Annotated in this window: 8 protein-coding genes and 3 pseudogenes; 5 read left to right on the top strand and 6 right to left on the bottom strand. The window is 51.7% G+C overall.

Translation table 11 applies throughout. The features are described 5' to 3' along the window. Positions 1-84 precede the first annotated feature (84 nt). Positions 85-350 (top strand): annotated as a pseudogene (locus tag ABLN94_RS17080) (IS6 family transposase); the annotation flags it as partial. A gap of 117 nt (positions 351-467) precedes the next feature. On the opposite strand, the gene ABLN94_RS17075 reads toward ABLN94_RS17080, so the two are convergent. Further along, a complete protein-coding gene (locus tag ABLN94_RS17075; protein ID WP_352994544.1) occupies positions 468-1,511 on the bottom strand; it encodes a glycosyltransferase family 2 protein in 1,044 nt (347 codons plus the stop codon). A 190-nt stretch (positions 1,512-1,701) separates the two neighbouring features. Continuing rightward, positions 1,702-2,326 (bottom strand): annotated as a pseudogene (locus ABLN94_RS17070) (IS5 family transposase); the annotation flags it as partial. Here ABLN94_RS17070 and ABLN94_RS17065 point away from each other — a divergent pair. Together ABLN94_RS17065 and ABLN94_RS17060 are read left to right on the top strand one after the other, a co-directional pair. Further along, positions 2,323-2,472, top strand: a pseudogene (locus ABLN94_RS17065) (Fic family protein); the annotation flags it as partial. The pseudogenes ABLN94_RS17070 and ABLN94_RS17065 overlap by 4 nt on opposite strands. A gap of 206 nt (positions 2,473-2,678) precedes the next feature. Next, complete coding sequence (locus tag ABLN94_RS17060) at positions 2,679-4,124, top strand: phospholipase D-like domain-containing protein (protein ID WP_352994541.1); 1,446 nt, start codon at positions 2,679-2,681, stop codon at positions 4,122-4,124. 146 nt (positions 4,125-4,270) lie between these two features. Here ABLN94_RS17060 and ABLN94_RS17055 read toward each other — a convergent pair whose 3' ends face one another. The 4 genes from ABLN94_RS17055 to ABLN94_RS17040 form a co-directional block, all read right to left on the bottom strand. After that, positions 4,271-4,474: a glycine zipper 2TM domain-containing protein gene (locus ABLN94_RS17055; protein WP_352994727.1), complete on the bottom strand. Its 204-nt coding sequence runs from the start codon at positions 4,472-4,474 to the stop codon at positions 4,271-4,273. A 235-nt stretch (positions 4,475-4,709) separates the two neighbouring features. Beyond that, positions 4,710-6,116 carry an SLC13 family permease gene (locus tag ABLN94_RS17050; protein WP_352994538.1) on the bottom strand — a complete coding sequence of 469 codons (1,407 nt, stop codon included), beginning with the start codon at positions 6,114-6,116 and terminating at the stop codon, positions 4,710-4,712. 393 nt (positions 6,117-6,509) lie between these two features. Beyond that, complete coding sequence (locus ABLN94_RS17045; protein ID WP_352994536.1) at positions 6,510-10,193, bottom strand: AMP-binding protein; 3,684 nt, start codon at positions 10,191-10,193, stop codon at positions 6,510-6,512. A 270-nt stretch (positions 10,194-10,463) separates the two neighbouring features. Then, the gene (locus ABLN94_RS17040; RefSeq protein WP_352994726.1) at positions 10,464-11,549 is read right to left on the bottom strand and encodes a polyamine ABC transporter substrate-binding protein; all 1,086 of its coding nucleotides are present in this window, start codon (positions 11,547-11,549) and stop codon (positions 10,464-10,466) included. Between the two features lie 624 nt (positions 11,550-12,173). Here ABLN94_RS17040 and ABLN94_RS17035 point away from each other — a divergent pair. Continuing rightward, on the top strand, positions 12,174-13,253 hold the full coding sequence (locus tag ABLN94_RS17035) for a hypothetical protein (RefSeq protein ID WP_352994533.1): 1,080 nt from the start codon (positions 12,174-12,176) through the stop codon (positions 13,251-13,253). Positions 13,254-13,266: 13 nt separating this feature from the next. Beyond that, complete coding sequence (locus tag ABLN94_RS17030; RefSeq protein WP_352994530.1) at positions 13,267-15,270, top strand: sulfotransferase; 2,004 nt, start codon at positions 13,267-13,269, stop codon at positions 15,268-15,270. Positions 15,271-15,556 lie beyond the last annotated feature (286 nt).

Raw genomic sequence — 15,556 nt, 5'->3', positions numbered from 1 at the left:
GATCTGTTGCAAACTTTTAGTCATTGACGCTCGCGCCACCAACGGGTGAATGACCTTCGAAATTACCAAGTCGAACTTCGGATCATGATCTTGTTTAAAGGCGCGCAATACCCGAAGGGTGTGATCTTGTTCGCTGTGTTCTTTTATTTCCGGTACGGCGTTTCATACCGAGACCTGGAAGAGATTATGAGTGAACGAGCATATCAGTAGATCACGCTACGCTGAGCCGTTTGGTTGCTCGATACTCTTGCGCCATTGCAGAAGCTGCGCGCCGACGCAAAGCAATATGCGACCGCTCTTGGGGAATGGATGAGACCTACATCAAGGTGAAAGGCACGTGGGTCTATCTCTAGCGTGCAGTCGAAAAGCAGGGAAAGCACCAGCCCACAATACGTATCCCGTCCAAGCCAGATCGGCACGGGGACGTGTGGCTTGAAGTGCAGGAGAACGATGAACCATCTTATCATTTACCGGCGTGTGCGGTTTATATCCGCCACCGTGCTCTCGAGCTCCCGAAGTCTCACGAGCGTCGTTTCCGACAGTCTTCGGTTTGTTGCAATGATATCGCTGAGAAAAGCTACCAGTACGGTAACATAACCCATTATGAGAAAGACGGCGCCTAGGACCAGCGATTGAATGTGACCGTCCCCATCCCCAATTGCGAAGAAGTAGAGAAAGCGCGCTACTGGAATCAACCCGATAGCCAAAATAACCAATCCCGCCAGTAGAAAGCTGCGCAAAGGCATATACATCGCGCAGCTGCGGATTATCGTCACCAGTTGCTTTCGGATGAATTGCCCTGTGGACTGGAACAAGCGCGAGGACCGTGTCGCCGCATTCGTCTTTACAGGAACCGATCGGATTGTCATGCCAGCCCGTCCTGCGTGAATTAGGGTCTCAACTGTGTAACTGAACCGTGTCATTACATTGATCTGCTGCGCCGCGTGTCGGGAATAGGCTCGAGAACCCGTTACGGCATCTTGCACCGGGATCCCGGCCAATGAACGGATCACCCGGCTGCCGACACGCTGCAGCAGTCGTTTTGTCGGGGGAAACTCAAGGTTGCGCCCTGGATCCCGGTCTCCCAGAACGATGTCAGCCTCCCCAGCGATACTGGGTTGGACAAGATCAGCTATAGAGCTTCCACTGTATTGATTGTCGCCATCGGTGTTGACGATAATGTCTGCGCCATTCGCCAACGCGTGCTCAATCCCGGTTTGAAAACTGCGCGCGAGGCCCTTGTTCTCCTTGTTGCGTACTATGTGATCAACACCCAACGCGCGTGCGATCTCGACGGTTTCGTCGGTTGAGCCATCATCGATAACCTGAATTTCGACGCAGGCGATACCCGGAATCTGCCTGGGAACTCCGGCGATGACATCGGGAAGCGTCGTCTCCTCGTTGTAGCATGGGATCTGGACAATCAGATACGGCGCTGCCTCACTATCCTTTGCTATCCGACCAAGCGCCTCATGACCTTGCTGCCAATCGCCAGTTCTTTTGATGTTCATTGTTCTACTGCGGCCTTTACACCTTCTTTTATGAACAATCTTTGATATTTGAGCGTACTGTGCGAGAAAGCCGTGACGGCAATGAGCAAAAACAACGGTCAAAGTGAGGCAAGGTAAGGGTTCTGTCGCAAACTCAGCTCCCGACTGTCGCTCCGATTGCGGTTCTGATAGCGCGCGCTAGGCTCAGGACTCATAGCCTGTAAATGACGAGGCCAGCGAGGGCGATTGCTGACAGGAAGACTTTAGGGCATATGTCATATTGAGTTGCCACGCGTCGCTAGTCTTTGAGACTACCAAACATGATCTCAATCCGGTTCCGGCGTTTGTAACGGCGCTTGTCATACCGGACAGTTGTCTTGCGCCGCTTCCGACCAGGGATACAAGCGCGTATCCCTTCATCTTTCAACGCTTCTCTGAACCAATCAGCATCATAACCACGGTCCCCGATCAATCAATCGACCTTTGGCAAGCTGCCCACCAAAGCCCTTGCGCCGATGTAATCGCTGACCTGCCCGGCGGTAACGCACAGGTTCAGAGGGCCTCCTTGGCTGTTACAGATCGCGTGAAGTTTCGTGTTCATTCCGTCCTTGGTGCGCCCAATCAGACGTCCGCGCCCCCTTTTTCACCGCAAGGCTGGAAGCCGTGTGGTGTGCTTTGAGGTGTGTGGCATCGATCATGACAGTCTTCCATTCGCCATGATCTGTCGTCAAACCTACCGGCATCTCAGCAAAGATGCCTTTATCGCTCCACTGTTTCCAGCGGTTGTAGAGCGTCTTGTGTGGGCCGTATTCCTTTGGCGCATCGCGCCACCGTAATCTGGGTCAACCGGACCACACCGGATGGTCCCGAACCATTGCGCGCACTGATCCAGGCCGGATTAAGCCATCTGTATTTCGAGAGCATTCACCCCTTTGAAGACGGCAATGGCCGGTTGGGTAGGGCGCTGGCTGAAGCAGACCTTCGCTGCACCGTTCATCGAGGTCCGCAAAAGGAGCTAAGCAGACGTTTGATCATGCTCGGAGAGGGCGTATGAGGTGCGCCAAGCGTGATGTCTGTGACAGAAGGACTGGCTCAATGCATTTCCAACCCAAACTTTCTGCACTGTTGTTGGTCAAAAGAGATAGGGTGAGGCTTCAAGTGGTGTAGCTGTTATTGGGGGATCGTGTTTTGAGCCTCGTCTACCTATGGGCATTTCTCGTCACGCTTGCGCAAGTGTCTTTAGCCTTCGGAGTCACTGTGCACGCTGTTCTCAATAAGCGGGATACTCGCGCGGCTATCGGCTGGTCAGCCCTTGCTTGGCTCGCGCCGTTTGTAGGCTCGTTGGCGTACATCGTTCTGGGCGTTAATCGCATCAACCGGGCCGGAACACGGATGGGCCTATCAGACACTATCCGTCAAATTCCAAGTTTCTTGCTCTCGGACAGCGAGAGAGTGTTGTTTGAAGAGTCCAATGTTCAACTTCCTCACATTGCCGGGTTAGCCCGCGCTGGGGAAGCTCTTAGCGCAAAGCCGCTCCTACCAGGAAACACGGTCCGTTGTCTGCGGGACGGTGATGAAGCCTATCCAGAAATGATTGCGGCAATCGATGCCGCCAAGTTTTCCGTTGGCTTGCTGAGCTATATTTTTGACAGCGACCGAGCGGGAGAGGAGTTCCTAAATGCTCTTATCCGCGCCAAGGATCGCGGCGTGGAGGTGCGCGTTCTTATCGACGATGTTGGTGCGCGCTACAGCAAGGAGAACATGATTACTCAGTTGAAAGAGGTGGGGATTGAGGCAGCGAGTTTTCTTCCGACAAGCGGGTTTTCCTCACGTCGCTTCTCAAACTTGAGAAACCACAGAAAAATCCTCGTTGTAGACGGCTGCATAGGCTTCACAGGCGGAACCAATATTCGCGAAGCTCATTGCCTGAACCTCAACCCCGAGGGGCCGACACAATGCCTGCATTTCAAGTTTGAGGGGCCAGTGGTGAGCCATTTCAAGCAAGTATTTGTTACGGATTGGGCCTTTACCACTGGGGAGCAGTTGAGCGGCTCTGCGTGGTTTCCCGATCTTTCCCGACACGGTTCAGTCTGGTCGCGCGGAATTTCACACGGACCAGACGAAGATTTCGAGACACTTAGCAAACTCATTTTCGCCGGACTGTCGGCTGCGCGGGAACGTGTTCGCATAGTCAGCCCGTATTTCCTTCCGGACTCTCGCTTGATTGAAGCGCTTTCGGTGGCGGCCCTCCGTGGCATAAAGGTCGAAATCTATCTTCCTTCCGACAACAACGTGAAGATCGTCGAGTGGGCGGCCATGGGTCAGATCGGGCAAATTATGGAGCATGGTTGCCGCGTTATTTTCACCAAGCCACCGTTCGATCACACGAAACTCATGCTGGTGGACGACGTGTGGGCTCTGGTCGGAAGCACCAATTGGGATCCCCGGAGCCTGCGATTGAATTTTGAGTTCAATGTTGAATGCTATCATCGGGCACTGTCGGAAGAACTTCATGCTATCCTTGACGAAAAAACACTCGGTGCACGAGAAATGAGTCTCGAAGAGATCAATGATCTCCCGCTTTGGGCCAAATTGCGTAACGGCTTGGCGCGGTTGCTCTCTCCCTACCTGTAGCAACGACAAATATGGCTAAGAACCATATTCCGCTACATGGCCAAGAAATACGGTTACTAAGGTTTCAGTTCTCTTCCAGTTGGCTCGGCTCGTCGAGTGTCCACCGTGTGGTGTTCATGAGAGACAGGCAATTTTCTGACGGCGTCTTAGTTGCACGGGGGTTGGTTCTGTCCACCGCAAACGTTTGCACCAATTTGAGCACCAGCAGCCGCACCTACAAGAGTGGCAGCTGTTCGTCCGCTACCCGACCCGATTTGGTTTCCCACTGCTGCGCCGACTAGAGCACCTGAGGCAGCGTTGACGCCTTGATTATTTGTGCAAGCTGAAAGAAATGCGCCGCAACAAGTCATCACCACTGCAATCTTCATAAACCTATTCATCAGAGTCTCCATTTGCTGAACGTATCACAGTTTTTGGTAGGAAAAATGTAGTCCAGCTCTCGATCAACTTCAAACACGATGCTGAACTAGAAATTTTTGTGAATACTCAAGTTTGATCTTTCTCTTTAGTTGAATTTTGTCAATCTTAGTGATCGCAGAGTTGCGATCTCACCTGCCATGCGTTGCTCAAGCCACTTGAAAGTCGTCAGTAAGGGAACAAAATCGGCGCGATCGCCACGGCTGCGATCCCGGTCAGGATGGTCAGTGGCACACCGAGTTTTAGAAAGTCGGAAAAGCTGTAGCCTCCAGGTGCAACAACCAATGTGACTACCGGGGTTGATATGGGCGTGGAAAAGGACGCCGACGTAGCAATCAGAACGCAAAGCGCCACCGGGTAGGGTGAAATTCTAAGCGCCTCAGCCGCAGAGATCGCGATCGGTGCCACGAGCACGGCAGAAGCCATGTTGGAAAGAACCAAACCCAACAAAGCGGTCAAAACGAAGATCGCCGACATAACGGCCCTTGGGCTGGCATCGCCGACAAGGTGCAGCAATTGCTCGACGATAAGATCGGAACCTCCGGTGACTTGCAAAGCGTCCGCCAAGGGCAGCATCCCTGCAATCAGTACAAGGCTTGGAAGCTTGACGGCACGATAGGCGTCTTCAGCAGATAGTGTGCGAAACACAACTGCAGCAACAGCGGCTGTCAGGACCGCGGCTGTAATCGAAACGAGCTCAAACAGCGTCGCTGCGATCATTCCGGCCATAATTATTATTGCGGCCCAGAACCCCGACGCAGCGGGTGGTATGGATTGCCGTTCCTGAGGAAAGGACAGCAGCACGAGCGAGTCGTGCCGTTTGACAGCTCGATCCAACGCGTCCCAAGGTCCGACGATCAACACTCGATCCCCGGATTGCAACGTTGTCCCCGTTATATCCTCGACGGGTTCGCCATCTCTGACTAACGCGACGACCTCGACGTCTTTCGCCTCCACGCCAAGTCCATTGCTCACGGCCCTGCCAATCAACGGGGACTCTGGGTGAACCAAAACATCCGAGAACCCAATCTCGTCGATCCACGTGTCGATCTTGTTTGCAGGGTCGATCCTTTCAGAGAACTCAGGTCTCTGCGCGAGGGTCTTTAGTGACTCTTCCGGACCGCGCACGAATACACGATCCCCGCGTAGCAACTCCATTCCATTGCGGAACATCGCCGGGATGAATTTGCCTTTTGCACCTGACCTCAATCGGATCACAATGTTAGATTCGTCTCCGATCAACTCGGCGACGTCTTCCGCAGGAACTTTCTTGGCGACCACGAGAATTTCAGACTGAACATGGAGATCAAATGATCTCCACATCCCTGCAAGGGTTGTTCCGGTTGTCGCCAAGTCCTCTTCCTGGGTATCCGTGACAGACCGAAGACGGTGCCGGCCCCAAAACAGGATGAAAACAACTGCAACCAAAAGAACAAGCGCGCCGATCAGGAAAAAGGAAAACAGACCCAAAGGCTGATAGCCCTGAGCAACCAGTTCATCGCTGACGACCAAATTTGGGGGCGTGGCGATAAGGGTCAGCATGCCGCTGATCAACGCGGCATAGGACATCGGCATCAGAAGCCGCGCCTTTCCGCTAGGCAGTTGCGATAAGTTTGGAACCCGCGAATTCTCGAAAGAACAACGGCTTTGATTTGGTTTTGCGTGCTTGGGGAAGGTCGCTGCTCCCGAGTTTGGGTCTTGCGCAGCCATGCCAACTGCTGTGCAAATCCTCTACTCTAACCCTCAAGTGCAGGTCTCGGATCGCACGCCCCACCCACCTGTATATTTGATTATTTGCATATTTTTTCCTACACTGCTGCTTCAGATTTTCTGCTTGGGGGGGCAGTCATGAGAACTCATTTTGAACCGTCGATTTTATTACATGCTACAACTGCGTTAGCGCTTTCATTGGGAATTCGCCGATGCTGGTCCTTCCAATCGTTTGCGACACAACCTGGAAGCCTGGGATCAGAGCGCATCAGATAGCTCTTTCGCCAGTTCGCGCCAGGTTGAAGAGTCTTGATAATCAAAAACAGTTGCCGCCGGGAGTTTTCCAAATCGCTCTTCAATATTGAGCATGAGTATAAGGCTCAGGATAGAATCCAGAAATGGATGCGCATCGTCCGGGTTAAATCTCGAACAGGGAGCCAAACCTTCTTGATTTGCGAAGTCTTGCATTACTTCCAGCATTGGGGTCAGGCGAGTATCTGAAGCTATCGATTTCGAAAACGGCCGATTGGGTACGCCAGACGTTCCCGTGTTCCTGCTTTCAAGGATTGTCTGAAGTTTACTGCGATCTAGTTTCCCGCTTGGCAAACGCGGCAATCCCTCCAGAAACAAGCATCGCAGAGGCGTGGCTGCGGCGAAGAATTTCTGAGTGATGACACGCCGCAATTCGCTTTCAAGGGCGTTCACGTCAATTCGTTTTGTTTCCACCACAATTGCCACGGCATTGATGTCGCGAACCAGTATTGTTGAGACAAACACCCGCGTCACCCCGGCGATTTTTTCCGCAGCTTCTGCGACGTCGTTAAGCGACAGCCGGCGCCCACGAATGTTGATGACATCGTCAACACGCCCCAGGATATCCAGGCTCCCATCGGGCAGAACGGTTACCCAGTCATCAAGTAGAATTGGATCCTTTAGCGGGTCGAGCATCCTTTCCCCTGAGAGAAGGTCCTCGAAATTACCAAGGGTCCGGTCATATCCGATTGCCTCGACACGGCCGATTTCGCCCGGTTTCAGGCAATCGCCTTCAACGTTGACCGCTCTTGTTCCCGGCAAGAGCCTCCCACCCGGAGACCCCTGATACCTGGAAAGTTCTTCGGCTGACAGTTTCCCGTAGGACACATCAATGAACTCAGTAGCACCGTAAGATGCATTTAACTCAGCCTGCGGGAAGCGGTCGACAAGGTCAAGAATGAGGCGTTCGCGGCTTGGTTCTCCCCATGGAAAAAAGATGTTCAAACGTGGCAGAAATTCCGGGGAAAATTCGGGATTCTGCAACATTCCGTGCAGTATGCTGCAAGGCGCAGACAATGCTGTTGCAGATGTTGCAATCATTAGATCGCAAAGCTGTTTCAGATCGGAAAACCCATTGATTGGCGGTAGGATTATCGAGTGTTTTTCCACAAATGCGGGCAATGACTCCAGCGCAGTTGCCGTGTCCCAACGCGCGACTGTGAGCAACGTTTGTGGTGTGTCATAGTTAAATACAAGCATACGCGAGGCCATGCCCGCCGCCAAGACAACACCCTTGGGTTCCCCGGAGCTACCAGAGGTGTATACGACGTAAGCTGGACGGCTTAGGTCCAGCGGCGGCAGCGCAGGCACTTCGGTAAAGCTCTGCAATAAAGATTCCAGAGCAGGTTCGCTGCAATCATCCCCGATAATCAAAGCGTTCCGGCTGTTCAGCTCTGGATTCGAAGCAATTAATCGGCTCCAAAGCGAAACCGTAACAATGACCAAATCCGGATCAAATGCTTTCAGACGGGCGGCCAGCTGACTATCCGAGTCCTCTGGCAATCCGAGGCACAGAAGACTGCCAGCTGCAGTCGAGGCCAGTTGTGTAACAACCGCGGCCGGGCTGGCAGGCAACAAACCCAACACCCGGTGCTGATCACCAAATTTACGATCCGGACGTGTGTGGTATGGCGCAGTATCCTGAAAATGCAGGAGCATTTGGGACATACGAAGAGTCAGGCCGGCCAAGCTCTCATAAGTCATGCATTCGGATGCCATGCGAATGGCGATGCGGTCCCGTTCGTAATCCGCAAGCCAACACAATTTGCTTTCGCGTACCGCATCGCTTTGCAGCCAAGAGTCAATTGGCACCAATTCGCGCTTGGGTAACAGGCCACCGTAGCCGGTAAACAAGCGTTGCGGAATCGGCATTCTGTGCGCGAAGGCAAAATCCCTACAAGTCCGTGCAAGTTGCTGCATAAACCATATGGCCCGAACCTTGGCTGAACCCTCTTGGGGGGGGAGTTCAAGGGGGATGAGATCTATTACCTGCGCCCCGTCCTCGTTAATCCATGTTGCGGAAAAGCAGACATTCGCACCGCTGGAAATCGCGAGCTGAGCGGGAAATCCAGGCAGCTTCACAGGACGGAGATACCAAGGTGCGAACACCCTTTTCCCCGGAGCCAATAGAGAATCGATATAGATATGGAGCACACCGCCCGAACGTACAAAGTTCAGATACTGGCTTGAAAACAAGTTGCGATTCGACGAATGCCGACCTGACATAGTTACGTCGTAACCGTCGTTTCGCGCGGCCTCTAAGAAATCTGAATGCAGCAGGGGGTCGCCGGTTTCAGGTGCATTTAAGACAGTTGTCTGGACCGGCTTCCCCATACCCGCAAGCGCGACCTGCAAGCGCCCCTCTGCATAGCGAAATTGTTGTGTGTGGGGTGAGAGCACAATTAGCCCTCGAGATTTTTTTGCCTCGTCCTCGAGCCATTCTTTTGCGCGGTTCGTCAACGCGGCCTCGACACCACCTACCGGCCCCTGAGGAGAATTTATGTATTCCTGATCCGCCAAGAAAACAGCTGCGGTTGATGATCGTGGTTCGACCAAACGAAGGCCAAGAGCCTCAGCGTAGTCTGCCAGAGAAGTGAGTCCAAACTCTGCTTTTCCTGTCGCAAGAAGAAGAAGCTTTTCAAATAAATGCCGTTCCGAACTATCCTTAGGTGGCAGAGAAAGACGACCAAACATCGCGCGCATGAGGGACTTCTCAACTTTGTAAGTATCCCCCGCCGCTATTGCTTCCTCCAGTGCATTGGCCATCAATTCGCCGTCCACCCATGGCCAATCTGAAAATACCTCGAAACGCGCCATCGGAGCCAATGTTAGAGTCAGCTTGATCAATTGGTCTCTGTAGCTGCTATCTAGATTATTATTCAGAGACCTAAGAAGGGACCGAGCACGTGAGGGATCAGATGAAACCTCGGAAAGCAACGCATCAAGTGATCCCTCATTTCCCGCGTCGGTGTCCTCTAGAACGAAGCCCAATATCTGTTGTTCAGCTGTCCGCAATTCGGTCTCAGAGAACTGCTCGACAACGTTCTTGCCGTCAGAACTCCCAACCTGACGCTTAACAAGCCCATAACCTGATACTGAGGCCAGAATTCCATTTTCCAGAGTGTTCAATCTTTCATGCAGGTTCTCAAAGTGATCGCCCAACTTGGCCTTGTGGAGCTCAAATAGTTCGCGAGCCTTATCCTCTGCGTGCAAGCCGATAAGACGTCGAATCCTCTGGGCAATTAGGTCTTCGCTGTCGGGTACGCCAGTCATTGCCTCGTTGATTTCAAACGCACTCGTTTCCTTCATTGTCCCAACGGCGTTGTCGATCGCTTGCGACAACTTTTGACGACGGATCAAAGCACTATCAGCCACTCGCCACCAGGCCCGACGGCGAATTCTTCCAAGCTCTGAAAGCGGAAGTGTGTCAAGGATAACACGGCCAATATCTTTGTTTGACAATGTTCCGAACAAATACAGCAACCAACCGATGGCGCAGATCTGATTGCGGCGTACCTGAAAGTCGAATTTTGGCCTAGCGGTCTTCGAATTTGGGTGCCGAGGTGAAGACTCTGCTTGGCACGCCAAGCCTTCGCCGATGGCAGCCACGATTTTCTGCAATGCGTTCATAATGTTATCAGTGATGTGTTTTCTGCGTTCCGGGGGCTGCACCTCTGCTGTGAACACTATAAACACACACCGAAACCGGTGCCTAGCGGGGCGCCGACTTGGGTCAGATAAGGACCACCTGAACTACATTTGGCTCAAGCAAGATACACTCGCCGGTAATCCCAGGACTGCGCCGGAAAAAGCGGAGACCTAACGATCCAAATATCAGCGATATGCCACGGATGAGATTTCGCTAGTATCGAGTACGGGTTATTCGGTCGCCTATGCGTTTTACAGACCGGATTTAACGCGCGTCCACATTCGTGTGACAAGGCGTTGCGTCTCTGAATCCCAAGGCGATTTCATGTAGAGGTTTCCCAGCTCCTCTTCAGAGGGGTAGAGGCCCGGATCGTTCAAAATCTCTGGGTTCAAAAATTCCTGTGAGGCGAGATTACCGTTTGCGTACCAAACAAAGTTGGAAATCGCGGCCGTATTTTCAGGCTCCATCAGAAAGTTGATGAATTTATGAGCTGCCTCAGGGTTCGGTGCATCCGACGGGACCGCAATCTGATCAAACCACATGGCTGACCCTTCCAAGAATGCCCCATACTGAATCTCGATCCCGTTGTTTGCCTCGGCAGCTCGGTCACGCGCTTGCAGCGCATCGCCCGACCAGGCGATCGAGACACAAACCTCACCTGTAGCAAGGTCCGTGATATAGCCCGTTGAGTTGAATTTCTTGATATAAGGGCGTACCGCGCTGAGGACCGGTTCAGCTTTCGCAATTACATCAGCATCTTGAGAATTCGGATCTTCGCCGATATAGGTCAATGCGGCTGGCACCAATTCCGAGGGTGCATCCAGAAAATTCACGCCACACTCCGCCAGTTTGGATACGTATTCCGGGTTGAATAGCAAACCCATCGTGTTCAGGGGAACATCGTTCCCGAGTGCTTCACGGACTTTCCCTACATTAACCGCTATGCCTGTCGACCCCCACATATAGTTGACCGAGTACTTATTTTCCGGGTCGAATGTCGCGGTTCGTTCCTGGATGATATTCCACAAATGGATAGAGTTTGGCAGCAGATCCATATCGAGTGGCTGGAACACGCCTGCTTCAATCTGACGTTGTAAGAAAGAGCCTGACGGGAATACTACATCGTAGCCTGAGTTACCTGCGAGCATTTTGGTTTCCAGCAGGTCATTGGAGTCGAAGTTATCATAGACGACTTCAATCCCGGTTTCGTCTGTGAACTTTTCCAGCAAAGATACATCAATGTAATCCGCCCAATTATATACATACACTGTTTCCTCGGCACTCACTGTCGATGCCGCAAACCAAACAAGTACTGCCGTTCTCAAAACTGACTTCATCGGGCTCTCCCAAAAATAGACCGCGTCGCGACGACTGGCCGAATGCGACACATTTTCCCGGGACTATGGCAATGTGGTTGCTTCAACAAGTCCCTAAAAAGCGAGATATTGCTATGGATGGCCGTTTTTTTGATGTGCCTCCCGCTCCATGGTTTCTTGTTTCTGTCTTGCATCGGATTGACCAATGCGAAGTCTTCTACACCGTGCACGAGGCTCAAATTCTGATTGAGCATATTAGGAACCACCACCACGCACAGTGGCCGCACCGCACTTTGGTTATCGCTTGTCAGCGCCTGTGCCCGTCAGCCCGATGGCCACAGACTAATGATGCAATTTTAGTCAGCTTGAGCCAGTCAAATACGGTTGCGTACAGCCATCGACAAGCCAGCTACACCTCGATGGCCGTTGGTGTCTGAACGACTGCAAAGACAAATAGGCTAATAGTAGCTATGGGAACAGAAAGGCAGATTTCCGGACACCTCTACTGTCTGCGATTGCTGGCACGTTTGCATCCGCAAAAAGCTATGTTACGGTCTACAATTGCTTCAGGTGTCCAAGACTTCACTGAGCGCCAACCGAAACCTTGAATTGTCTGAGTCCATGACCGCTAGGAAACGTGCCATATTGCACATCGGCACAGAAAAGACTGGCACCACTTCTCTGCAACATTATTTGGCGCAAAACCGTTCAGAGCTACGGTCCAACGGTGTGCTTCTGCCAAAGACGGCTGGCCCAGCTAACCATACGCGATTGGTTGCAGCTTCGCTCGATGATGGCGTGATCGACAATGTTAAGGCGCACATTATGGCCTCACGGGGCGAAGGCGAGGCGCGCTTGCGTGAAAATTTTGCCGAAGAGTTCAGTCACGAACTAACTGAAGGTTCGGACTGGAACACTTTGCTTTTGACTTCCGAATTGATTCATAGTCGGCTTCACACGCCGAGTGAGATCACGCGTCTGTTTTCGTATTTTGAGGACCACGTAGCCGAAGTCCAAATTGTTGCCGTGTTACGCCGTCAAGACGAGCTTGCAGCTAGCCGCTTCAGCACCGCTATCCGCGCAGGTCACACGGGATTTGACGATGTGTTTGGCGATCTGCATGATCATGCTTACCTAGCCCTGCCTGATGAACGCCAGATTTCTGATTTCGTTCATTATTATGACTATGCCGCGCTACTACGACGCTTTGTAGGTCGCGTACCCGCAGATCATATTCATGTTTGGCTATATGAGTATGGTGGGCAAAAATTAGAGTCCTCAACCCAACTGGCTAAGCTCCTCGGTACTCCTTTGGCCAAGGCTGAAGACTCACCAAATCTCAACAGTGCGATGAGTTTCGCTGCGCAATACCTCATCGCAACTCTAAATACAGAAAGGCACTCGCATCTTCCGTCAGGCGCACGCAACAAAGCGTATGTTGATCTGAAGCGCAAAATCGAAGCCGAGGTCACTGGCGCCCGCCGTCAGATAACCCGATCCGACGCTGCTGCTTTTCTTGCGCGCTTTTCAGATAGCAATGCTGAAGTGGCTACCATGCTTGGAAGGGAAACCCTGTTTGACGAGGACGTCAGTCGCTATCCCAGAACGGCTCACAACAATCTTCCGGACGACATCGAAAATACACTTGCTCACTACCGTTCATTTCAGATCACTTCTAAAAAACCAAACGCTTTAAAACGCTTGAAGCAGTTGATGTTCAGTTAACGAAGGAAGCGCGATGTCTCGACGAAAACGTTTCAGAAAGTATCGTCGGAATCTCGATGCGCGAGCTCAGCGGTTCCGCCGGGAGCTCAATCTAAAAATTCGACACAATATAGCAATAATGCGCGCCAAGTCGCGACCCGAGGTGCCTGCGGGTCTTCGCGACACCTTCATGATTGCGCGGGTGATGGGTAATGATCTCCATCCTCGTCATAGTGATGGGCAAATGCTGAAAAACCTTCGTTTCATCCTTGAGAACGAACCCGAGTTTGAAGGGGTGACTAAGCTTTTTGTTCTAAACCATATATTTAATCCAGATTGCCATAGCGCGGCGCTGGAATTGATCGAAGCGCACAACGCGAAAGTTATCGATCAGCCATTTATTCCCGAAGAGTATGCAGCTCTTGGGTGGGACTTAAGCGCTTTCGGGTCAGCTGATTACTTTACATCCAACGAGTTCCTGTCCATGGCAGAAGGAAACCAGTTGCGAGCAAAAATCATGGCATGCGGACCAAAGCTGCGCTATGCCATGGGGGTCAACGGCGCGCGGAATGCCGCAATCCAGGCGGGCAGAACCCAAGCCGAATGGACTGCGGTTTTGGACGGCAACTGCATATTTACAAAGTCTAGCTTTGAGCGTTTTCGTGAGAGTTGCGCGCAAAAGCCGTTCATGCCGTACATGGTTCTCCCTATGCACCGGCTTGAAGAAAATTCCGACTATTTTAGGCAACAGCCGAACCTACGCAGCATGGAAGAACCTCAAATCGCGTTTCACTTTTCTGCGAATGGTGAATTTGATGAGCGCTTTCCCTACGGCATGCGCGACAAAACGGCTCTGTTGAAGTCTCTGGGGCTTCCGGGAAATTGGCAACACTGGCCTACACTAGCCTGGATCCCAGATGAGAACCTCCGAATGGCAGAGCGATTTCAGTATCGTTATAGCCGTGGCGGCGTATTCCGGCTGTCTTCGGGGGGAAGCGGTCTGGAAAACAAAACAGCGCAACAAGAACGCTACCGATCGCGCAATATTGCCATCCTTACGACCATTAGCAAACTCAATGAACTTCATGGTAGTGCTGCCCCCCACCTGTCTGCGCTAATTTCCAATGTCCAGGCGTCGAGCCAACAGAAAGGAAATCCTGTTTCAATGTGCAAAAGACCCAGCTTTGATGTGGCTAAAGCACCCGACATTTCGCAACTTAACGGTAGAGTATTGTTCATTGGTCTAGGTGCGATGAAGTCTGGAACCAGCTGGGTTTCAGACTATTTGCACAGCCATCCCGATGTATTTCATTCACCTATCAAAGAAATGAATTTCTGGAACAAGCTCGACCCCAATCAAATGCAAAAGTTTGGGTCAGATTTCCGACTGCATCGGATGAAGAAAATTTTGCTAAAAGACCGGACAAGCTATCCTCCCAGCGTCCGAGATTGGGAAAAACTTCTAACACTCGCCGAGCTCGATAATCTTAACACAACAGAAGAATATCTATCATATTTCGCCCGTCGCATTGGTTCTGAAACTCATTTTGGGGAAATTTGCCCGCAATACTCCTTGATGCCTGCTAGAACATATCAACGCATTGCGGAACTTGGCTTTGATACTCGGCTAATGTTTTTTATGCGCGATCCAACAGAGCGTGCTGCTTCAAATATCCAGCATCTGCTGCGTCGCAGAAGTTTTGATGTAGACCAATTTATCGAACAATTGTCCCCCGAGTCCAGAGAGTATCAGCGCTCCGACTATACTATGACGCTTGAGGCATATCGCCAGTCTGGAGTGAAAATCCCGCTGAAGACGTTTTTTTATGAGGACCTTTTCAATGACAATTCAATCCACGAGATTTGCGAATTCATGAACCTGGAGTTTCGTCAGGCCAATTTTGAAAAACGTGTAAATGAGGCCAAGGCGTACAAGGTCACGCAAGAGCAAAAACAACGAATACGTGAAAGACTTGATCCAATCTACTTGAAATTGGCCGACTATCTGAGCGACAAGCCCGCTGCTTGGCAATGGTAAAGTGCTGGGTCGCGACCAATTGGCTTTCGGCTTTCCGCAAAGCGCAAAATTCAAAACGAATGGTGGAATTTCGTCGGCGACTTTTATGCTCATCAGATCATAGCCGCGCAGCTTGCTGTCGATTCCATGTTGAACAACGCGAGATCACGGTGGTTCTGGGCCAATTCAAGTCGCACGCAGATCGCCCAGCCATGTTTTGGCTTCGGCGGTCGCTTCTGCCCGACGATACGTCCTTTGCTCCAAGTTAGACGAAGCACGCGAATGGCAGGTAAATCTAGTTTTTCAA

The sequence above is a fragment of the Ruegeria sp. SCP11 genome (assembly GCF_040329455.1).
GTDB lineage: Bacteria > Pseudomonadota > Alphaproteobacteria > Rhodobacterales > Rhodobacteraceae > Ruegeria > Ruegeria atlantica_E.
This window is presented reverse-complemented; position numbering and strand designations above follow the sequence as displayed.